Annotated in this window: 20 protein-coding genes; 11 read left to right on the forward strand and 9 right to left on the reverse strand. The window is 64.4% G+C overall.

From position 1 onward, the window contains the following. Positions 1 to 54: 54 nt before the first annotated feature. Together J5M71_RS16630 and J5M71_RS16635 are read right to left on the reverse strand one after the other, a co-directional pair. On the reverse strand, positions 55 to 819 hold the full coding sequence (locus J5M71_RS16630; RefSeq protein ID WP_207834053.1) for a TOBE domain-containing protein: 765 nt from the start codon (positions 817 to 819) through the stop codon (positions 55 to 57). Positions 820 to 936: 117 nt separating this feature from the next. Then, complete coding sequence (locus tag J5M71_RS16635) at positions 937 to 1,668, reverse strand: ComF family protein (protein ID WP_207834055.1); 732 nt, start codon at positions 1,666 to 1,668, stop codon at positions 937 to 939. Between the two features lie 89 nt (positions 1,669 to 1,757). On the opposite strand from J5M71_RS16635, the gene bioB reads away from it, so the two are divergent. The 9 genes from bioB (at position 1,758) to J5M71_RS16680 (ending at position 12,320) form a co-directional block, all read left to right on the forward strand. After that, entirely contained in the window at positions 1,758 to 2,816 is a 1,059-nt protein-coding gene (bioB, locus tag J5M71_RS16640; RefSeq protein ID WP_013970556.1) for a biotin synthase BioB, read from the forward strand. Between the two features lies 1 nt (position 2,817). After that, positions 2,818 to 3,990 carry an 8-amino-7-oxononanoate synthase gene (gene bioF, locus J5M71_RS16645; protein ID WP_207834057.1) on the forward strand — a complete coding sequence of 391 codons (1,173 nt, stop codon included), beginning with the start codon at positions 2,818 to 2,820 and terminating at the stop codon, positions 3,988 to 3,990. Then, positions 3,983 to 4,714 (forward strand): alpha/beta fold hydrolase, encoded by a 732-nt coding sequence (locus tag J5M71_RS16650; protein ID WP_207834059.1) that lies wholly within the window; start codon positions 3,983 to 3,985, stop codon positions 4,712 to 4,714. Before bioF ends, J5M71_RS16650 begins: the two co-directional genes overlap by 8 nt. After that, entirely contained in the window at positions 4,707 to 5,525 is an 819-nt protein-coding gene (gene bioC / locus J5M71_RS16655) for a malonyl-ACP O-methyltransferase BioC (RefSeq protein ID WP_207834061.1), read from the forward strand. Before J5M71_RS16650 ends, bioC begins: the two co-directional genes overlap by 8 nt. Before the next feature lie 10 nt (positions 5,526 to 5,535). After that, positions 5,536 to 6,216 carry a dethiobiotin synthase gene (gene bioD / locus J5M71_RS16660; RefSeq protein WP_207834063.1) on the forward strand — a complete coding sequence of 227 codons (681 nt, stop codon included), beginning with the start codon at positions 5,536 to 5,538 and terminating at the stop codon, positions 6,214 to 6,216. Positions 6,217 to 6,446: 230 nt separating this feature from the next. After that, the gene (locus J5M71_RS16665; RefSeq protein ID WP_025337434.1) at positions 6,447 to 6,743 is read left to right on the forward strand and encodes a hypothetical protein; all 297 of its coding nucleotides are present in this window, start codon (positions 6,447 to 6,449) and stop codon (positions 6,741 to 6,743) included. Between the two features lie 286 nt (positions 6,744 to 7,029). Next, positions 7,030 to 8,835, forward strand: a complete 1,806-nt coding sequence (locus J5M71_RS16670; RefSeq protein ID WP_133970035.1) for a phenylacyl-CoA dehydrogenase — start codon at positions 7,030 to 7,032, stop codon at positions 8,833 to 8,835. A 299-nt stretch (positions 8,836 to 9,134) separates the two neighbouring features. Continuing rightward, on the forward strand, positions 9,135 to 10,418 hold the full coding sequence (locus J5M71_RS16675) for a GGDEF domain-containing protein (RefSeq protein ID WP_207834072.1): 1,284 nt from the start codon (positions 9,135 to 9,137) through the stop codon (positions 10,416 to 10,418). A gap of 123 nt (positions 10,419 to 10,541) precedes the next feature. Next, positions 10,542 to 12,320: an acyl-CoA dehydrogenase C-terminal domain-containing protein gene (locus tag J5M71_RS16680; protein ID WP_207834074.1), complete on the forward strand. Its 1,779-nt coding sequence runs from the start codon at positions 10,542 to 10,544 to the stop codon at positions 12,318 to 12,320. Between the two features lie 280 nt (positions 12,321 to 12,600). Here J5M71_RS16680 and J5M71_RS16685 read toward each other — a convergent pair whose 3' ends face one another. Beyond that, positions 12,601 to 13,524 carry a LysR family transcriptional regulator gene (locus J5M71_RS16685; RefSeq protein ID WP_004375209.1) on the reverse strand — a complete coding sequence of 308 codons (924 nt, stop codon included), beginning with the start codon at positions 13,522 to 13,524 and terminating at the stop codon, positions 12,601 to 12,603. Between the two features lie 210 nt (positions 13,525 to 13,734). Between J5M71_RS16685 and J5M71_RS16690 the strand changes: the two genes are divergently transcribed. Both J5M71_RS16690 and J5M71_RS16695 read left to right on the forward strand, forming a co-directional pair. Next, the gene (locus J5M71_RS16690; RefSeq protein ID WP_207834076.1) at positions 13,735 to 15,015 is read left to right on the forward strand and encodes an aminotransferase class III-fold pyridoxal phosphate-dependent enzyme; all 1,281 of its coding nucleotides are present in this window, start codon (positions 13,735 to 13,737) and stop codon (positions 15,013 to 15,015) included. Positions 15,016 to 15,154: 139 nt separating this feature from the next. Beyond that, on the forward strand, positions 15,155 to 15,313 hold the full coding sequence (locus tag J5M71_RS16695; RefSeq protein ID WP_009681539.1) for a YqaE/Pmp3 family membrane protein: 159 nt from the start codon (positions 15,155 to 15,157) through the stop codon (positions 15,311 to 15,313). Positions 15,314 to 15,521: 208 nt separating this feature from the next. On the opposite strand, the gene J5M71_RS16700 is transcribed toward J5M71_RS16695, so the two are convergent. The 6 genes from J5M71_RS16700 to pqqA all read right to left on the reverse strand — a co-directional run bounded on the left by J5M71_RS16700 (position 15,522) and on the right by pqqA (position 20,685). Next, positions 15,522 to 17,345, reverse strand: a complete 1,824-nt coding sequence (locus tag J5M71_RS16700) for a S9 family peptidase (RefSeq protein ID WP_207834078.1) — start codon at positions 17,343 to 17,345, stop codon at positions 15,522 to 15,524. Further along, positions 17,311 to 18,471 carry a pyrroloquinoline quinone biosynthesis protein PqqE gene (gene pqqE, locus J5M71_RS16705; RefSeq protein WP_207834087.1) on the reverse strand — a complete coding sequence of 387 codons (1,161 nt, stop codon included), beginning with the start codon at positions 18,469 to 18,471 and terminating at the stop codon, positions 17,311 to 17,313. The genes J5M71_RS16700 and pqqE overlap by 35 nt, the downstream gene beginning before the upstream one ends. Continuing rightward, the gene (gene pqqD, locus J5M71_RS16710; protein ID WP_207834089.1) at positions 18,443 to 18,718 is read right to left on the reverse strand and encodes a pyrroloquinoline quinone biosynthesis peptide chaperone PqqD; all 276 of its coding nucleotides are present in this window, start codon (positions 18,716 to 18,718) and stop codon (positions 18,443 to 18,445) included. Before pqqD ends, pqqE begins: the two co-directional genes overlap by 29 nt. Continuing rightward, on the reverse strand, positions 18,715 to 19,470 hold the full coding sequence (gene pqqC / locus J5M71_RS16715) for a pyrroloquinoline-quinone synthase PqqC (protein ID WP_207834098.1): 756 nt from the start codon (positions 19,468 to 19,470) through the stop codon (positions 18,715 to 18,717). The genes pqqD and pqqC overlap by 4 nt, the downstream gene beginning before the upstream one ends. A gap of 153 nt (positions 19,471 to 19,623) precedes the next feature. Then, on the reverse strand, positions 19,624 to 20,535 hold the full coding sequence (gene pqqB / locus J5M71_RS16720; RefSeq protein ID WP_207834107.1) for a pyrroloquinoline quinone biosynthesis protein PqqB: 912 nt from the start codon (positions 20,533 to 20,535) through the stop codon (positions 19,624 to 19,626). A 78-nt stretch (positions 20,536 to 20,613) separates the two neighbouring features. Next, positions 20,614 to 20,685 (reverse strand): pyrroloquinoline quinone precursor peptide PqqA, encoded by a 72-nt coding sequence (gene pqqA / locus J5M71_RS16725; RefSeq protein ID WP_003243383.1) that lies wholly within the window; start codon positions 20,683 to 20,685, stop codon positions 20,614 to 20,616. Positions 20,686 to 20,767 lie beyond the last annotated feature (82 nt).

The following is a 20,767-nucleotide window of genomic DNA, read 5'->3' on the forward strand; positions in this document are numbered from 1 at the left end:
ACGATGCACCTGTGGGAGCGGGTTTACCCGCGAACCGCGCAAAGCGCGGCCAGGCTATGCAGGAATCCCAAGCAATACATAGGAGGGATGAAACTGAACCCGCACCGAACTGCCAGCTGCCACCTGCTGCCCAGCCAACCAATCCGCCTCGGCAAACGCACACAACGTCTGCCCATTCCCCAACGCCAACCTGACCTCACCAGGCCCATCAGCCTCCGCCAGCACCTCCTCCACCGTCGCCCGCAGGCAATTACTCCCCGCTTCGGCCTCTTCCTCGTCGGCCAACAACCTCACCCACCCCGCCTTGAGCAGCGCCACCACCATCGTGCCCAGGGTCAGCTCAAGCCGCGCGGTGCTGTCGGGGGTGATCAACGCCTCGATCTCCAGCCCACCGCCCAACGCCAGGCTGACACGATCATGCCGACCCTCACGACGCAGGCCGCTGACCTGGCCCTGCAACTGGTTGCGCGCGCTGGTACGCAGCATCAGCCGACCGAGCAGGTCGAGGTCACTGGACTCTTCCGCTGCTTCGAGGATTTGCGCCTGCAGGACCTGCAGCCTCTGATACAGACGCAGTACTCGCTCGCCTTCCGTTGACAGGCGGGCACCACCGCCGCCACGCCCGCCGGTGCTGCGCTCGACCAAGGGCTGGCGAGCCAGATTGTTGAGTTCGTCAATGGCGTCCCAGGCAGCCTTGTAGCTGATGCCCGCGGCCTTGGCGGCGCGGGTGATCGACCCTTCTTCGGCAATGTGCTGCAGCAGCGCAATGCGCTGGGGCCGGCGGGCGATGTGCTGGGTGAGGAGGGGGGGCAGGGACATGGGCATTCAGTCTTGTGGGGCCTGAGGATGGATAGTGTGTAGGAGCAACTGTCTTGCTCAAAATTTAAATGTACATGCGCTCACTCTGGGAGCTGGCCGGCGATGAGGCCCTTGAAATCACAGATAACCCGGCTTGGGCGTACGCGCCAGGCAGTACACATCCACCCGCTGCGCCCCGGCCTTGCGCAGCACTTGGGCAATGGCTTGGGCTGTGGTACCGGTTGTCAGCACGTCATCGACAATGGCGACGTGCTTGCCCGTCAACTCGCCCGTGACCGCAAACGCCTGGCGTAGGTTGCGTCGCCTGGCCTTGGCATCCAGTTGTTGCTGCGCAGGCGTCTCTCGTGTGCGCAGCAGCAACCGCTCGTCGCAACGTACCCCCACGTGCGTCGACAGCCAGCGTCCGAGCATCCCCGCCTGGTTGAACCCCCGCTCCCGTAGTCGACCTTTGGCCAAGGGCACAGGCAACAACAGGTCGGGGCGCGGCAGCCCTTCGGCAAAGCGGTGCAACAGCCCATGCCCGAGCAATTCGGCCATCAGGCGGCCCAAAGGCCACTGGCGGTTGTGCTTGAAACGGCTGATCAGCGTGTCCACCGGAAAGCCGAAATGCCACAGTGCAATCACCTGCTCGAAGGCCGGTGCGCGGCGGCAGCACGGGACGCAGGTCAGGCCGGCCATGGGCAACGGCAGGGCGCAGCGCAGGCACTGGTCGCCCAGCCAGGGCAGTTCCTGCTCGCAGGCGATGCACAGCGGGTAGGGCTGATCGGCAGGCTCATCGCACAGCAAGCACGTTTGATTAATAAGTGAGCACTTGTAAACCAGTCTTTTCAGCTGTGGTTGACAGTTCATAGGCCTTCCATGACTATGCGAGCTATCCGTGATGCGCTGGCGGGCTTTCCTGTCCCGGCGCCAGCTTCAGCCTAAACAAGGAAACGCCAATGAGCGCCAGCACAACTGCAACAACACGTCACGACTGGTCCCTGGCCGAGGTCAAGGCGCTGTTCCAGCAACCGTTCAATGACCTGCTGTTCCAGGCGCAAACCGTGCACCGCGCGCATTTCGACCCGAACCGCGTTCAGGTTTCGACCCTGCTGTCGATCAAGACCGGCGCCTGCCCGGAAGATTGCAAATATTGTCCACAGTCCGGTCACTACAACACTGGGCTGGAAAAACAGAAGCTGATGGAAGTGCAGAAGGTGCTGGAAGAAGCTGCCCGCGCCAAAGCCATCGGTTCTACCCGCTTCTGCATGGGTGCGGCGTGGAAGCACCCGTCGGCCAAAGACATGCCCTACGTGCTGGAGATGGTCAAAGGCGTGAAAGCCATGGGCCTGGAAACCTGCATGACCCTCGGCAAGCTCGACCAGGAGCAGACCAAGGCTCTGGCCCAGGCCGGCCTGGACTACTACAACCACAACCTCGACACTTCGCCGGAGTTCTACGGCAGCATCATCACCACCCGCACCTACAGCGAGCGCCTGCAGACCCTGGCCTACGTGCGCGATGCCGGGATGAAGATCTGCTCCGGCGGCATCCTTGGCATGGGCGAGTCGCTGGACGACCGCGCCGGCCTGCTGATCCAGCTGGCCAACTTGCCCGAGCACCCGGAGTCGGTGCCGATCAACATGCTGGTCAAGGTGGCCGGCACGCCGCTGGCCGAGGAAGAGGACGTCGACCCGTTCGACTTCATTCGCATGCTGGCCGTGGCCCGTATCCTCATGCCCAAGTCGCACGTGCGCCTGTCCGCCGGCCGTGAGCAGATGAACGAGCAGATGCAGGCCCTGGCCTTCATGGCGGGCGCCAACTCGATCTTCTACGGTGAAAAGCTGCTGACCACTGCCAACCCGCAGGCCGACAAGGACATGCAGCTGTTCGCACGCCTGGGCATCAAGCCCGAAGCGCGTGAAGAGCACGCCGACGAAGTGCACCAGGCGGCGATCGAGCAGGCGCTGGTCGAACAGCGCAGCAGCGAGATGTTCTACAACGCCGCGACGGCCTGAGATGGCCTTCGACCTGGCGGCGCGTCTGGCCGAACGGCGTGCTGCAGACCTGTATCGGCAGCGGCCATTGCTGGAAAGCCCGCAGGGGCCGGAAGTAGTGGTCGATGGCCAGCGCTTGCTGGCCTTCTGCAGCAATGACTACCTGGGCCTGGCCAACCACCCTGAAGTAGTCGCTGCCTGGCAGGCCGGCGCCGAGCGTTGGGGTGTCGGTGGCGGTGCCTCGCACCTGGTGATCGGCCACAGTACGCCGCACCATCAGGTGGAAGAGGCCTTGGCCGAGCTCACCGGGCGCCCGCGTGCGTTGCTGTTCTCCACAGGCTATATGGCCAACCTGGGCGCCATCACCGCGCTGGTGGGGCAGGGGGACACGGTGCTTCAGGACCGTTTGAACCACGCTTCGCTGCTGGATGGCGGGCTGCTCAGCGGCGCCCGTTTCAACCGCTACCTGCACAACGACCCGGCCAGCCTGGCCAGTCGCCTGGACAAGGCCGTCGGCAATACGCTGGTGGTGACCGACGGCGTGTTCAGCATGGATGGCGACCTGGCCGACTTGCCGGCGCTGGCCGCTGTCGCCCGCGCCCGCGGCGCCTGGTTGATGGTCGACGATGCTCATGGCCTGGGTACCCTCGGCACCCGGGGCGGCGGTATTGTCGAGCACTTTGGTCTGGGCGTGGATGACGTGCCGGTGCTGATCGGTACGTTGGGCAAGGCCTGCGGTACCGCTGGCGCCTTTGTGGCCGGCAGCGAAGAGCTGATCGAAGCGCTGGTGCAGTTCGCCCGCCCGTACATCTACACCACCAGCCAGCCACCGGCCCTGGCCTGTGCCACGCTCAAGAGCCTGGAACTGCTACGCCGTGAGACCTGGCGCCGCGAGCATCTGGCAGCGCTGATCCGCCAGTTCCGGGAAGGCGCGCAGCAGATCGGCCTGGTATTGATGGACAGCCCGACACCGATCCAGCCAATCGTCATCGGCGACAGCGCGCAGGCCCTGCGCCTGTCACGCATGCTGCGTGAGCGCGGCTTGCTGGTTACGGCCATCCGCCCGCCCACCGTGCCAGCGGGCAGCGCGCGCCTGCGGGTGACATTGAGCGCGGCGCACAGCGAGGCGCAGGTGCAGCTATTGTTGAATGCATTGGCCGAGTGTTATCCACAGTTGGAGAGCGCCGATGCGTAATCGACTTGTTCTGTTGCCTGGCTGGGGCCTGGGCACTGCTTCCCTGGAGCCGCTGGCCGCCAGCCTGCGTGCCCAGGACGCCCGCCTGCAGGTGGAGCTGATGCCCTTGCCGGAACTGCCCCACAGCGATGTGCAGGCCTGGGTCGACCACCTCGACCGCAAGCTGCCGAGCGATGTCTGGCTGGGCGGCTGGTCGCTCGGCGGCATGCTGGCCAGCGCCCTGGCGCACAAGCGCGGCGACCATTGCTGCGGCCTGCTGACCCTGGCCAGCAACCCTAGTTTCGTAGCTCGCCCGGACTGGCCCCACGGCATGGCCGAAGACACCTTCGGCACCTTCCTCGACGGCTGCCGCAACCATACCCAGGTCACCCTCAAGCGCTTCCGCACACTGTGCAGCGATGGCGCCCTGCAACCCCGCACATTGTTACGCCAGCTGGGTGTCGGCGTACCGGATACCGACCCGCTGTACCTGGCCACCGGCCTGGAAGTGCTGGCCAGGCTGGACACCCGCGAAGCCCTGCAGGCCTACGGTGGCCCACAGCTGCACCTGTTCGCCGGCAGCGACGCGCTGGTGCCGGCCGAGGCGGCAAAAGCGCTGAGCGAGCTGCTGCCCGATGTGGAGGTGGGCCTGGTCGAAGACAGTTCCCACGCGTTCCTGCTGGAGTATCCGCAGGAACTGGCGGCGGGCATCAAGAGTTTCCTGCATGAGAGTGGCGATGACTGACCTTTCCCGTCCGACCCTGCCCGGCGCGCTGCCCGACAAGCGCCAGGTGGCGGCCTCGTTCTCCCGCGCCGCGGCCAGCTACGACAGCGTGGCAGCCTTGCAGCGTGCGGTGGGTTCGCACCTGCTGGAGCAGTTGCCGGAAGGCTTGCAGCCGTCACGCTGGCTGGATCTGGGCAGCGGCACCGGTCATTTCAGCCGGGCGCTGGCCGAGCGGTTCACCCAGGCCAGCGGCGTGGCGGTGGATATCGCCGAGGGCATGTTGTGCCATGCTCGCAACGAACAGGGCGGGGCGCACTATCATGTGGCCGGTGATGCCGAGCGTTTGCCACTGCGTGATGCCAGCGTCGACCTGGTGTTTACCAGCCTGGCCGTGCAGTGGTGCGACCAGTTCGCAAGCGTGCTGGCAGAAGTGCTGCGAGTACTGCGCCCGGGCGGCGTGCTGGCCTTCAGCAGCCTGTGTGTGGGTACCCTCGATGAACTGCGCGCCAGTTGGCAGGCGGTGGATGGCCTGGTGCACGTGAACCGCTTCCGCCGTTTCGAGGACTATCAGCGTCTGTGCGCCGCCAGCGGCTTCGAACAGCTTGGGCTGCAGCGCTGCCCGCACGTGCTGCACTACCCGGATGTGCGCAGCCTGACCCATGAACTCAAGGCCCTCGGTGCCCACAACCTGAACCCTGGCCGGCCTTCCGGGCTTACCGGCCGGGCCCGCATGCAGGGCCTGCTGCAGGCCTATGAGGCATTTCGCCAGCCCGAGGGGCTGCCAGCCACCTACCAGGTGGTCTATGGTGTGTTGCGCAAGCCACAGGCGTAAGGGGAGCGAGATGAGTCAGGCCTATTTCATTGCCGGTACCGATACCGATGTTGGCAAGACCACCATCGCTGCCGGGCTGTTGCATGCGGCACGGTCGCAAGGCTTGAGCACGCTGGGGGCCAAGCCGGTGGCCTCCGGGTGCACGATGACGCCGAAAGGCTTGCGCAACAGCGACGCTCAGGCGTTGATCGATGAAAGCTCGATCAAGCTGCCCTACGAGCAGGTCAACCCGTTTGCTTTCGAGCCGGCCATCGCACCGCACGTGGCGGCGCGCGAGGCCGGGGTGACGCTTGCCGTGCCGGAGCTGCTGGCGGCGATGCGCAATGTGCTGCAACAAAATGCCGACTTCACCCTGATCGAGGGGGCCGGTGGCTGGCGCGTGCCATTGTCGGGGCAAGCCAACATGTCCGACCTGGCCATTGCCCTCAAGCTGCCGGTGATCCTGGTGGTGGGGGTGCGGCTGGGGTGCATCAGCCACGCCTTGCTCAGCGCCGAGGCGATTGCCCGTGACGGGCTGCAACTGGCGGGGTGGGTGGCAAACATCATCGAGCCGCGTACTTCGCGCCTGGAAGAGAACCTGGCCAGCCTGGCCGAACGCTTGCCGGCGCCTTGCCTGGGGCGGGTGCCCAAGTTGAAGCAGGCCAGTGCCGACATGGTGGCTGAACACCTTCAGCTGGATCTGCTGGATTAGCCGTTTCCAGGCCTGGCCCTTTCGCGGGTAAACCCGCTCCCACAGGTACTGCACAAGTCTCAGAAAACATGGAGATCCTGTGGGAGCGGGTTTACCCGCGAAGAGGCCGGTGCAGGAATACCCATGGCCTATCAACTGGCACCGGGCCATTAGGGATTTAAACGGGCCTTTTCGCCCCGGGCCTGTTTTAATTGGCCCTGTTCGTCATCCAGCGTCAATGGAGTCCTGACATGGAAATCACCGGTAGCTCCGCCTATTACGCGGGCCTGAGCGCAATCCAGACCGGCCAGAACCGCGTCGATCAGGCCGCCAGCCAGATCGCCAATACCACCGCCGAACGTACCGCCACCAGCCAGTCCAGCGATTTTCAGGCCGAACGCCTGCGCGCGGTCGACCGCAGCCAGCAGATGGACCTGGCCACCAGCACCGTGCAGCTGGCGGTGGGCAAGCTTGAAGTCGAGCTTGGCGCAAAGGTAGTCAAGGCATCCGACGAAATGCTCGGCCGGATCATCGACACCTACGCCTGATACGGCGGCTCTCCCGAACCTGTCGCTATCCCTGTGGGAGCGGGTTTACCCGCGAATGCGTCCGCCCGGACACTTCTGTTTTCCGGGCTGGTCCATTCGCGGGTAAACCCGCTCCCACAGGTGTATGTATCATGGCTTGTCAGTTTTGCCATTTTTCGTGGCGTAAATGGCACCATAGTCCATCCTTGACATCAGGCGGAGCTAAACGTAAGTTTCAAACAACTGTTTGATCGACGACCGCCAAGCGCGGGTCACCTCCACAGAACTCACCTAGAGGTTCATCGCAATGCCTGATTACAAAGCCCCCTTGCGTGATATCCGCTTCGTTCGCGACGAGCTGCTCGGCTATGAGGCGCACTATCAGAGCCTGCCGGGTTGCCAGGACGCCACGCCCGACATGGTCGATGCGATCCTCGAAGAAGGCGCGAAGTTCTGTGAGCAGGTGCTGTCGCCGTTGAACCGCGTGGGTGACCAGGAAGGCTGCACCTGGAGCGAATCGGGCGTGAAAACCCCGACCGGCTTCAAAGAGGCCTACCAGCAGTTCGTCGAAGGTGGCTGGCCGAGCCTGGCGCATGACGTCGAGCACGGCGGCCAGGGCCTGCCAGAGTCGCTGGGCCTGGCCCTGAGCGAAATGGTCGGCGGTTCGAACTGGTCGTGGGGCATGTACCCGGGCCTGTCGCACGGTGCGATGAACACCATCTCGGCGCACGGCACCGCCGAGCAGCAGCACACCTACCTGACCAAGCTGGTATCCGGCGAGTGGACCGGCACCATGTGCCTGACCGAGCCACACTGCGGTACCGACCTGGGCATGCTGCGCACCAAGGCCGAGCCACAGGCCGACGGCAGCTACAAGGTGTCGGGCACCAAGATCTTCATTTCGGCCGGTGAGCACGACATGGCCGACAACATTGTCCATATCGTCCTGGCCCGCCTGCCGGACGCACCGGCCGGCACCAAGGGCATCTCGCTGTTCATCGTGCCGAAGTTCCTGCCCAACGCCGAAGGCGGCGTGGGCGAGCGCAACGGCGTGAGCTGCGGCTCGATCGAACACAAGATGGGTATCCACGGCAACGCCACCTGCGTGATGAACTTCGACGGCGCCACCGGCTACCTGATCGGCCCGGCCAACAAAGGCCTGAACTGCATGTTCACCTTCATGAACACCGCTCGCCTGGGCACTGCGCTGCAAGGCCTGGCCCACGCCGAGGTAGCCTTCCAGGGTGGCCTGAAGTACGCCCGTGAGCGCCTGCAGATGCGCTCCCTGACTGGCCCGAAAGCACCGGACAAGGCCGCTGACCCGATCATCGTCCACCCGGACGTGCGTCGCATGCTGCTGACCATGAAGGCTTTCGCCGAAGGCAACCGCGCGATGGTGTACTTCACTGCCAAGCAGGTGGACATCGTCAAGTACAGCCAGGATGAAGAAGAGCGCAAGAAGGCCGATGCCCTGCTGGCGTTCCTGACCCCGATCGCCAAGGCGTTCATGACCGAAGTCGGCTTCGAAGCCGCCAACCACGGCGTGCAGATCTACGGCGGCCATGGCTTCATCGCCGAGTGGGGCATGGAGCAGAACGTGCGCGACAGCCGCATTTCCATGCTGTACGAAGGCACCACCGGTATCCAGGCCCTGGACCTGCTCGGCCGCAAGGTGCTGATGACCCAGGGCGAAGCGCTGAAGGGCTTTACCAAGATCGTGCACAAGTTCTGCCAGGCGCAGGAAGGCAACGAGGCGGTCAAAGAGTTCGTCGAACCGCTGGCAGCGCTGAACAAGGAGTGGGGCGAGCTGACCATGAAAGTGGGCATGGCCGCCATGAAGGACCGTGAAGAAGTGGGTGCGGCCTCGGTCGATTACCTGATGTATTCCGGCTACGCCTGCCTGGCCTACTTCTGGGCCGACATCGCCCGCCTGGCGGCCGAGAAACTGGCTGCCGGTACCAGCGAAGAGGCGTTCTACACCGCCAAGCTGCAGACCGCGCGCTTCTACTTCCAGCGCATCCTGCCGCGTACCCGTACCCATGTGGCGACCATGCTGTCGGGTGCCAACAACCTGATGGCGATGGACGAAGAGAACTTCGGCCTGTCGTACTGATCCTACCGCTGTACGCGAAACCCGCCTGCCTTCACCGGCAGGCGGGTTTTTTGCATTCTGGGGTGGGCACAATTCCCGTGTTTTACACGATCATTGTGGGAGCGGGTTTACCCGCGAAGAATGCGACACGGTATATGGCACCGGCTTTGCCGGTGTTCGCGGGTAAACCCGCTCCCACACTGATCGCGTGCAACCCGGAATTTCGTGTTCACTCCATCCGCATATTCAACTGTTCATGTGCACTGCCGATGAAGTAAGGGCACAATGCCATTATTGATCTGCCGGGTCGGAGATTACCCTTGTTTCGTCTTAACGCTGTTCGCGCAAGCCACTTCCTGCCGTCGCTGTTCTTGTTGCTGGCAGGGCTCGCCGCAGCCTATGTGAGAGACCTCAGTGTCTTTTTCACATCGCTGTTCAATGTCCTGCCTACCTTGGTCCTGCTGCTGGGCGGCGCCTATTGCGCGGTGTATCGCCGCCAGCGCGAGCTGTTCCTGATGCTCACGGTGTATATCGCCTACTTCCTGCTCGATACCCAGACCGACTTCTACCGTGACCATGGCCGCGTGCGCGAAGACGCGGCGGTGATCTTCCACTTGGTGTGCCTGCTGCTGCCCGCCCTGTTCGGGTTGTATGGCGCCTGGCAGGAGCGCACCCATCTGCTGCAGGACCTGGTCGCCCGTGGCGCCGTGCTGTTTGCCGTCGGCAGCGTGGCGGTGGCCCTGGAGCAAAGCTACCCCGAGGCGTTGCTGACCTGGTTGGCGGAAATCCGCTGGCCAACCTTGCACGGCCAATGGATGAGCCTGATCCAGATGGTCTACCCACTGTTCCTCGGCGTGTTCATCCTGCTGGTGGTGCAATACCTGCGCGCGCCACGGCCGCTGCACGCAGCGTTGATCACAGGGCTGCTGGGCATCTTCTGGATGCTGCCGCAAACCTTCATCCTGCCGTTCACCCTGAACATCATGTGCAGCCAGGTAATGCTGATGATCGCTGCGGCGGTGGCGCACGAGGCCTACCAGATGGCCTTCCGCGACGAGCTGACCGGCCTGCCGGGGCGCCGTGCGCTGAACGAGCGCATGCAGCGCCTGGGCCGCAACTATGTGATCGCCATGACCGATGTCGACCACTTCAAGAAATTCAACGACACCCACGGCCACGATGTGGGCGACCAGGTGCTGCGCCTGGTCGCCAGCCGCCTGTCCAAGGTCACCGGCGGTGGCCGGGCCTACCGCTATGGCGGCGAGGAGTTCGCCCTGGTGTTTGCCGGCAAGACCGCCGAGGAATGTGTGCCGCATGTGGAAGCCGTGCGCGAAGTGATCGCCAACTACGTGATGCACCTGCGCGACCAGCACAACCGCCCGCAGGACGATACCACCGGGCGCCAGCGGCGAGCGGGTAGCAGTGGCGGCACGGTATCGGTCACCATCAGCATTGGCGTGGCCGAGCGCCAGACCGATCATCGTAACCCCGAGGCCGTGTTGAAATCCGCCGACCAGGCGCTGTACAGCGCCAAGGGCGCGGGGCGCAATTGTGTCATGGTACATGGGCAACAATCGCAGCGTGGGGCAGTGCGCACGGCGTGACCGGAATAGACTATATAGTCTAGTGATGACCCTATGTCTCGTAAAAGTTGTTCGGTTACACTGCCTGTAACCCAGTGTCGCGGTTCCCCGAGACCGCCCCGACCCGACTAGCGAGAGGTTGTCATGGCTGAATATAAAGCGCCCCTGCGCGACATGCGCTTCGTACTGAATGAAGTCTTCAACGTGGCCGAGCAGTGGGCGCAGTTGCCCGGGCTGGGCGAGGTTGTCGATGCCGACACGGCCATGGCGGTGCTGGAAGAAGCCGGCAAGGTCACTGCCAGGTCCATTGCGCCGCTCAGCCGCGCTGCGGATGAAGAGGGCTGCCACTGGGACAACGGCGCAGTACGCACACCGGCCGGTTTCATCGAGGCCTACAACACCTACGCCGAAGGCGGTTGGGTCGGCGTGGGCGGTGATCCGCTGTTTGGCGGCATGGGCATGCCCAAGGTCATTTCGGCCCAGGTCGAGGAAATGGTCAACGCCTCCAGCCTGTCCTTCGGCCTGTATCCGATGCTGACCGCCGGCGCCTGCCTGTCGATCAATGCCCACGCCAGTGAAGCGCTGAAGGAAAAGTACCTGCCGAACATGTACGCCGGCGTGTGGGCCGGTTCCATGTGCCTGACCGAGCCGCACGCCGGTACCGACCTGGGCATCATCCGCACCAAGGCCGAGCCCCAGGCCGACGGCAGCTACAAGGTCAGCGGCACCAAGATCTTCATCACCGGCGGCGAGCACGACCTGACCGAGAACATCATCCACCTGGTGCTGGCCAAGCTGCCGGACGCACCGGCGGGGCCGAAAGGCATTTCGCTGTTCCTGGTGCCGAAGTTCCTGGTTAACGAAGACGGCAGCCTGGGCGCACGCAACCCGGCCACCTGTGGCTCGATCGAGCACAAGATGGGTATCCAGGCTTCGGCCACTTGCGTGATGAACTTCGACGAAGCGGTCGGCTACATCGTCGGTGAGCCGAACAAGGGCCTGGCGGCCATGTTCACCATGATGAACTACGAGCGCCTGGGCGTTGGTATCCAGGGCCTGGCCTCGGCCGAGCGCTCCTACCAGAACGCCGTTGAGTACGCCCGCGACCGCCTGCAGAGCCGTGCCCCAACCGGGCCGCAAGCCAAGGACAAGGTCGCTGACCCGATCATCGTCCACCCGGACGTGCGCCGCATGCTGCTGACCATGAAGGCGCTGATCGAGGGTGGCCGCGCCTTCTCCAGCTACGTGGCCATGCAACTGGACAGTGCCAAGTTCAGCGAAGATGCCAGCGTGCGCAAGCGCAGCGAAGAGCTGGTGGCACTGCTGACGCCGGTGGCCAAGGCCTTCCTCACCGACCTGGGCCTGGAGTGCGCGGTGCACGGCCAGCAGGTGTTCGGCGGGCATGGTTACATTCGCGAGTGGGGCCAGGAGCAACTGGTGCGCGATGTGCGCATTACGCAGATCTACGAGGGCACCAACGGCATCCAGGCCCTCGACCTGATGGGGCGCAAGGTGGTGGCCAGCGGTGGTGCGTACTATCGGCTGTTCTCCGACGAGATTCGCCAGTTCATTACCAGCGCGGGTAGCGAACTGGATGAGTTTGCCAAGCCGTTGGCGGCCAGCCTCGACCAGCTCGACGGGTTGACCGAGTGGGTACTGGAACAAGCCAAGGGCAACCCGAATGAAATTGGCGCGGCTTCGGTCGAATACCTGCATGCCTTTGGTTATGTTGCCTATGGCTACATGTGGGCACTGATGGCGCGGGCGGCCAAGGCGGGTGAGGGGGACGAGGCGTTCTACTCGGGCAAGCTGGGTACGGCGCGGTTCTACTTTGCGCGGTTGCTGCCGCGGGTGGATTCGCTGGTGGCCTCGGTGAAAGCGGGGAGTGAGTCGCTGTACCTGCTGGATGCCGAGCAGTTCTGACGGATTTAGGGGCCGCAAAGCGGCCCCAATTCCAGGCACATCTGGAAGTGAATCCTCCTGTGTAAGCTTTTTCCTACACAACGTGGTGACTTTTCACCACTGTTCTCAGATTGGATCCACGGTTAATCTTTACCACATGGACGTTGCGCAGGAAGCGCAAAGGACAGATCAAGGATGACGACGAAGGACACCTGCCAGGATGGCGGGGCGATACGGATGTCACAGGGAAACAGTCTGGAAAACCCCGCTTCGGCGGGGTTTTCTTTGTGCGCGTGTTTTTTCAGCCCAGCACATCCAGCGGCGATGCGCCCAACAGGCGAGCGTCCGTCTCTTCCTCCAGCAGCGTGCGCAGCAGCTCCACAGAGGCCTGCTGGCGCTGGGCATCGCGGAATACCAGGCCAACCTTCAGCGGTACCCGCGGCTCGCTCAATGGCTTCCACAGCAGCCCCTGATCATCCTCGGCGGCCTCCTTGGCCCGCCCCGGCAGGATGGTGGCCAGCGCGGTATGGGCCAGGCTGTCGAGAATCCCCGCCATGTTGTTCATCTCGGCCTGCACCTGCGGCCGACGCCCCTGGCTGGCCAGCTGCGCCTGCCAGATCTGGCGGATCTGGAATTCCTCGCCCAGCATCAGCATGGGCAGCTCGGCGGCCTGGCGGATGGATACCTTCTTGAAGTCCTTCAGCGGGTGGGTAGCGGGGATGACCAGTTGCAGCTCGTCTTCGTACAGCAGCAGGCCATGCAGCCCCGGCTGGCGTGGTGGCAGGTAGCTGATACCGATGTCCAGGCTGCCGTTGAGCAGGCGCCGTTCGATCTCCAGCCCCGACAATTCGTAGATCTGCACCACGAGGTGCGGCTGTGCCCTGCGCAGGCGTTCCAGCAACTGCGGCACCAGGCTCGGCCGCACGGTCTGCAGCACGCCGATGGCCAGTGTACGCAGGGACTGGCCCTTGAAGTTGCGCATGGCCTCGTGGGCGCGCTGCAGGCCGTCGAGCAGCGGCAGGGCATGGTTGTACAGGGTATGAGCGGCCAGGGTCGGCAGCAGGCGTTTGTTGCTGCGCTCGAACAGGCTCAGATCGAGGCTGTGTTCCAGCTGGCGGATCTGCTGGGAAAGCGCCGGCTGGGACAGCGACAGGCGCTCGGCGGCGCGGCCCACGTGGCCTTCTTCATACACCGCGACGAAATAACGCAGTTGGCGGAAATCCATAAGTAACACTTATCGAAAATGCTGGAAAAACGAAATGGTCGAAAACCTTCGCGAGGCCTAGTCTATCGCCGTATTCCAGCGGGTTACAGCGATGAATCGATCGATTGTTACCACGGATGAAAAACACTTTTGATAGGCAAGGCAAAATATCGAGTGCCGGCACCCAGACCGCACCGTGGCCGCCCTTTACCGTGATTGGTTGGAGCCCTGATGAACCTGTTCAACCTGCGCCGCCCGGCCCCTGCCGCCGTCGCCGAGCCCAAGCGTGCGCCGGTGATCGTGCCGGAAGCGCCGCAGCTGTCGCGTGAGCGCCTGATGCCCAGCACCGAACGCGCAGCGCAAGTGTTCGTGCGTGGCCAGGGCTCCTGGTTGTGGGACAACGAAGGGCACGCCTACCTGGACTTCACCCAGGGCGGTGCAGTCAACAGCCTGGGGCACAGCCCCAGCGTGCTGGTGAAAGCGCTGGGCAACCAGGCCCAGGCGCTGATCAACCCGGGCTCGGGCTACCACAGCCGTGGCCTGCTGGGGCTGGTCAACCGCCTGTGCCAGAGCACCGGCAGCGACCAGGCCTACCTGCTCAACAGCGGTGCCGAAGCCTGCGAAGGCGCGATCAAGCTGGCGCGCAAGTGGGGCCAGCTGCACCGCAACGGCGCCTACCACATCATCACCGCCAGCCAGGCCTGCCATGGCCGCAGCCTGGGGGCGTTGTCGGCGTCCGACCCGCTGCCGTGCAACCGCTGCGAGCCGGGCCTGCCGGGCTTCAGCAAGGTGCCGTTCAACGACCTGGCGGCGCTGCACGCCGAGGTGGACTCGCGCACCGTGGCAATCATGCTCGAGCCGATCCAGGGCGAGGCGGGTGTGATCCCGGCCACGCAGGAGTACCTCAAGGGTGTGGAAACGCTGTGCCGCGAACTGGGCATCCTGCTGATCCTCGACGAGGTGCAGACCGGCATCGGCCGCTGTGGCGCGCTGCTGGCTGAAGAAACCTACGGCGTGCGCGCCGACATCATCACCCTGGGCAAGGGCCTGGGCGGTGGCGTGCCGCTGGCAGCCTTGCTGGCCCGGGGCACGGCGTGCTGCGCCGAGCCTGGCGAACTGGAAGGTAGCCACCACGGCAACGCGCTGATGTGCGCCGCCGGCCTGGCTGTGCTGGATACCGTGCTGGAGCCTGGTTTCTTCGCCCAGGTGCAGGACAACGGCCGCCACCTGCGCGAAGGCCTGAGCCGGCTGGCCGGGCGTTACGGCCAGGGCGAAGTGCGCGGGCAAGGCCTGCTGTGGGCCCTGCAGCTGAAAGAAAACCTGGCCCGCGAGCTGGTGGCGGCGGCCCTGGACGAAGGCCTGCTGCTTAACGCACCGCAGGCGGATGTGGTGCGCTTTTCGCCGGCGCTGACCGTGAGCAAGGGCAACATCGACGAAATGCTGCTGCGCCTGGCCCGCGCCTTCGCCCGCCTGCACACCCGGCAGCAGGCCCGCCGGGAAGTACCGGCCTGATCCGAATTTTACGAACCGTCTGGCGTTCCTGCGCATCGCCCCTGGCCTGTTTCATTCGGCCCGGGGCGTTTTTTTTTGCCAGTGGAACCTCTGCCACGTGGGTCTAGTCTGTGAAGTAACCCCTTCAGGAGAGACTCGCATGGACTTCATTCGCATCATCATCGCCATCATCCTGCCGCCGCTCGGCGTGTTCCTGCAGGTGGGGTTTGGCGGGGCGTTCTGGCTGAATATCCTGCTGACCTTGCTGGGGTACATTCCGGGGATCGTGCATGCGGTGTACATCATCGCCAAGCGGTGACATTGCTGGGGCTGCTCTGCAAACACATAAATAATTGAGTTAGCAGGGCTCTGTGGGAGCGGGCGTGTCGAGGCGTCGAACCGCCGCGAACACCGGCGGAGCCGGTGCCATACACCGGGTTGGCCGTTTCGCGGGCGCGCCCGCTCCCACAAGGGAATGTGACACGCTCTCGAACATTGTTCCCTGTGCGACAGCGCAGCCCAAAATCTCAGCTCCCCAACACCCGGCAATAGAATTTCCATTCTTCTTCCAGCGCATGCGCCAGGTTCTCCGCCTTGCGGAACCCATGCCGCTCCCCGGCATAGAAGTGCCCTTCGGCCTCGATCCCGTTAGCCTGCAGCGCCGCCAGCATCGACCGTGTCTGCTCCGGCACTACCACTGCATCCAGCTCGCCCTGGAAGAAAATCACCGGCACCTTGATCTGCCCCGCATGCAGCAGCGGCGTACGCTGGCGATAGCGCTCGGCGTCCTGCAGCGGGTCGCCGATCAGCCAGTCCAGGTAGTCCCCTTCGAACTTGTGCGTGGCCCGGCCAAGGGCAAGCGGGTCGCTGACCCCGTACAGGCTGGCGCCCGCGCGGAACACATCATGGAACGCCAGGGCGCACAGGGTGGTGTAGCCCCCCGCACTACCGCCGCGGATGAACGCCTTGCGGCGGTCGATCAACCCACGTCCGGCCAGGTAATCTACCGCCGCGCAAGCATCGGCCACATCGCTTTCGCCCCAGCGCAGGTGCAGGGCCTGGCGGTATTCCCGGCCATAGCCGGTGCTGCCCCGGTAGTTGAGGTCGGCGACGGCGAAGCCGCGTTGGGTCCAGTACTGGATGCGCGGGTCGAGCACGGGATAACAGGCTGAGGTCGGGCCGCCATGGATGAACACCACCAGCGGTGCAGCCCCTTGCGAGCGGGCGGCCGGGTAGAAGAAACCATGGGCGCGGTGACCGTCACTGCCATAGTGGATCGACTGCGGCAGGCTGATATGCGTTGCCGGCAGCACGTCGGCACCACCGGCCAACACGCTGACCTCGTGGTTGCTGCGGGTAATGGCGATGACCGCTGGCGGGCTGATCGGCGAGGCGGCAATGGCGTACAGGTGTTCGCCATCCATGGCCAGGCTGCGAAAGCGCGTGTAGGCGCTGGCGAAGCGCTCCAGGCGGCCATCGGTAGTACGCAGCCCCAGTTGCCCGAAGCCGTCTTCGCACCAGCTGGCCAGATAGCTTTGCGGCCCCAGCGCCAGCCAGGTACTGGCGCCCAGTTGCCAGGGCGCCGCAGCGTGGTCCGCGGGCTCGGCAGGCAGGGCCTGCCAGCGGCCATCGATCTCACCCCAGGGCTGCCAGAAGCCTTTGCGGTCGGACAGGCAGTAGAGTCGGCCTGCGCTATCGAAGCGCGGCTGTTGCAGCGATTCGTCAGCGCCGGCCACACATTGCGCCGGCCCCCAGTGGCCACTTGCATCACGTGTGCGGCACATCAGCCGGGTGACGGTCCAGGGTTGTGCCGGGCGGTCCCATTCGACCCACGCCAGGCGCTGGCCGTCGGCACTCACCGTAGGCGAGGCATAGAAGTCGGCACCTTCGGCGAGCACCTCGCGGGTATGTTCACCCAGGGCGACCAGACGATGCTCGACCCGTTCGCCATGCTGTTCCTCGACCGCCAGCACCAGGCCGTCGTGCCATTGCACATCGCCGTAGCGACAGCTGGGATCATCGGTCAGGGCACGTGGTGCCATACCTTCCAGGGCCTGGGTATAGACCTGCTGGTCCTTTTCGTTGACGAACAGCAGCCCGTCACCACCCAGGCAAAAACTGCCGCCGCCGTATTCGTACACCCGGCTACGCGCGCTGAAACCATCGGGGGTCAGGCAGCGGGCCTGCTGGCGCTGCCAGTGCCAGATACGGCAGGCGCCATCGGCTGGGCGGAATTCATTCCAGAACAACCCCGCGGCGCTGACCTTGATTTCGGCAAAGTCGGTGCCGGCGGCAACCGCCTGGGCCGCGCTGAACTCAGCCGCGGGCGATGACACGGGAGTTTCGTTCATTGCGGAAGGTCATCTGTTCAATGGCGAGCTGGGCGCTTTCCGCCTCCTCGCGGGCTTTGAGGATGATGCCGTGGTCGGCCGACTTGGCGCACACCGGGTCGGCGTTGCTGGCATCGCCGGTGAGCATGAAGGCCTGGCAGCGGCAGCCGCCGAAGTCCTTTTCTTTCTCGTCGCAGGAGCGGCAGGGTTCGGGCATCCACTCATAGCCACGGAAGCGGTTGAAGCCGAACGAGTCGTACCAGATGTGGTGCAGGTCGTGGTCGCGCACGTTGGGGAACTGCACCGGCAGCTGGCGCGCGCCGTGGCAGGGCAAGGCGGTGCCGTCCGGGGTGATGGTCAGGAACAGACTGCCCCAGCCATTCATGCAGGCCTTGGGGCGCTCCTCGTAGTAGTCCGGGGTGACGAAGATCAGCTTGCACGGGTTGCCCTCGGCCTTGAGCTTGTCCCGGTATTCGTTGGTGATGCGTTCGGCCCGCTCAAGCTGTGCGCGGGTCGGCAGCAGGCCCAGGCGGTTGAGGTGGGCCCAGCCGTAGAACTGGCAGGTGGCGAGTTCGACGAAGTCGGCCTCCAGGGCGATGCACAGCTCGATGATGCGGTCGATCTTGTCGATGTTGTGCCGGTGGGTGACGAAGTTGAGCACCATCGGGTAGCCATGGGCCTTCACCGCACGGGCCATTTCCAGCTTCTGCGCAAAGGCCTTCTTCGAGCCGGCCAGCAGGTTGTTGACCTGTTCGTCGCTGGCCTGGAAGCTGATCTGGATATGGTCCAGGCCGGCCTTCTTGAAGTCGGCGATGCGCGCCTCGGTCAGGCCGATGCCCGAGGTGATCAGGTTGGTGTAGTAGCCCAGCCGGCGGGCCTCGCCGATCAGCTCGGCGAGGTCCTGGCGTACCAGCGGTTCGCCGCCGGAAAAGCCGATTTGCGCGGCACCCATTTCCCGGGCTTCGGCCATTACCTTGAACCACTGTGCGGTGCTCAGCTCCTGGCCCTGGGCGGCGAAGTCCAGCGGGTTGGAGCAGTACGGGCACTGCAGCGGGCAACGGTAGGTCAGCTCGGCCAACAGCCACAGTGGCAGGCCGACTGCGGGCGTGGGCGGTAACTCAGGCGAGGACGATCCAGTGTTCGGCACGGGCCACCTCCATGAACTGCTCGATGTCATCGGCCACTTCCGGGACACCGGGGAACTGTTGTTCGAGTTCGGTAATGATCGCGGCAACGTCACGTTGGCCGTCGATCAGGCCACCGATCAGGGCCGCGCTGTCGTTGAGCTTGATCATGCCCTCGGGGTACAGCAGCACATGGCCCTTTTGCGCCGGCTCGTACTGGAAGCGGTAGCCGGGGCGCCAGTTCGGCACTTGATTACGGTTGAAACTCATAGGGTGATCCCTTTGTGCCACACCTGTTCCTGGGTGACGGAGTGATAGGGCGGGCGGTTCAGCTCGTAGGCCATGCTCATGGCGTCGAGCATGCTCCAGAGAATATCCAGCTTGAACTGCAATATTTCCAGCATACGCTCCTGGCCCGCGCGGGTGGTGTAGTGCTGCAGGGTAATCGCCAGGCCGTGCTCCACGTCACGCCGGGCCTGGCCCAGGCGAGTGCGGAAGTACTCGTAGCCGGCCGGGTCGATCCACGGGTAGTGCTGCGGCCAGCTGTCCAGGCGCGACTGGTGGATTTGCGGGGCGAACAGCTCGGTCAGCGAACTGCTGGCCGCTTCCTGCCAGCTGGCGCGACGGGCGAAGTTGACGTAGGCGTCCACGGCAAAGCGCACACCGGGCAGTACCAGCTCCTGGGAGCGCAGTTGGTCCGGGTCCAGGCCCACGGCCTGGCCCAGGCGTAGCCAGGCTTCGATACCACCGTCCTCGCCGGGCGCGCCATCGTGGTCGAGCAGGCGCTGGATCCACTCGCGGCGCACTTCGCGGTCCGGGCAGTTGGCGAGGATCGCGGCATCCTTCATCGGGATGTTGACCTGGTAGTAGAAGCGGTTGGCCACCCAGCCCTGGATCTGTTCGCGGGTGGCGCGGCCCTGGTACATCGCCACGTGGTACGGGTGATGGATGTGGTAGTAGGCGCCCTTGGCGCGCAGGGCCTGCTCGAACTCGGCAGGGGACATTGGCAGTGCGTCGCTCATTCGGCTGGCTCCTGTAAAGCTGAGTCTCGGCTCAATCCCTGTGGGAGCGGGTTTACCCGCGAACACCGGCGAAGCCGGTGCCATACACTGTGTGGGATTCTTCGCGGGTGAACCCGCTCCCACAGGGGCTGTGTTGCTTGTGCGATCTGGCTGTTACAACTCGATACTCATGCCATCGAAGGCCACTTCCACGCCCCGGCGCAGCACTTCGGCACGCTCGGGCGAGTCTTCGTCGAGTATCGGGTTGGTGTTGTTGATGTGGATAAGTACCTTGCGCTGGCGCGGGAAGCCATCGAGCACTTCCAGCATGCCGCCGGGGCCGTTCTGCGCCAGGTGGCCCATCTCGCGACCGGTGCGGGTACCCACGCCACGGCGCTGCATTTCATCATCTTCCCACAGGGTACCGTCGACCAACAGGCAGTCGGCGCCATGCATCATCGTCAGCAGCTTCTCATCCACCTGGCCCAGGCCCGGGGCGTAGAACAGCTTGCCGCCGGTGCGGGTGTCCTCGACCAGCAGGCCAAGGTTGTCGCCCGGGTGCGGGTCGAAGCGGTGCGGCGAGTAGGGCGGCGCGGCGCTGCGCAGGGGGAACGGGGTGAAGCGCAGGTTGGGGCAGGCTTCGATGACGAAGCTGCCTTCCAGCTCGATGCGGTTCCATTGCAGGCCGCCGTTCCAGTGGCTGAGCATGTTGAACAGCGGGAAGCCGGTGGTCAGGTCCTGGTGGACCATGTCGGTGCACCACACCTGGTGCGGGCAGCCTTCGCGCAGGCTGAGCAGGCCGGTGGTGTGGTCGATCTGGCTGTCCAGCAGGATGATGGCGTTGATGCCGGTGTCGCGCAGGGCACGGGCCGGCTGCATCGGGGCAAAGGCCTGGAGTTGGGCGCGGATGTCGGGCGAGGCATTGCACAGCACCCAGTGCACGCCATCGTCGGACAGGGCGATGGAGGACTGGGTGCGCGGCGTGGCCCGCAAGGTGCCGTCACGCAAGCCCTTGCAGTTGACGCAGTTGCAGTTCCACTGGGGGAACCCGCCGCCGGCGGCGGAACCGAGAACCTGGATGTACATGGCCACTCTCTCTGCAGAAACCGTAGCGAAAAAACGAAAACGCCCCGGCAGGCCGAGGCGTTGAACCGTAAGCCGGGCTTAGCGGTTGGCGAAGTACATGGTGACTTCGAAGCCGATGCGCAGATCAGTGTATGCAGGTTTGGTCCACATGGAATTACTCCTTCCGGATGAGGGTTGGGTTTGTCAGCTAATACTAGGGTACCGCCATTGGCTGGAGGTTCCCATGATTCGG

It is taken from the genome of Pseudomonas sp. 43(2021) (genome assembly GCF_017490805.1).
Taxonomy (GTDB): domain Bacteria; phylum Pseudomonadota; class Gammaproteobacteria; order Pseudomonadales; family Pseudomonadaceae; genus Aquipseudomonas.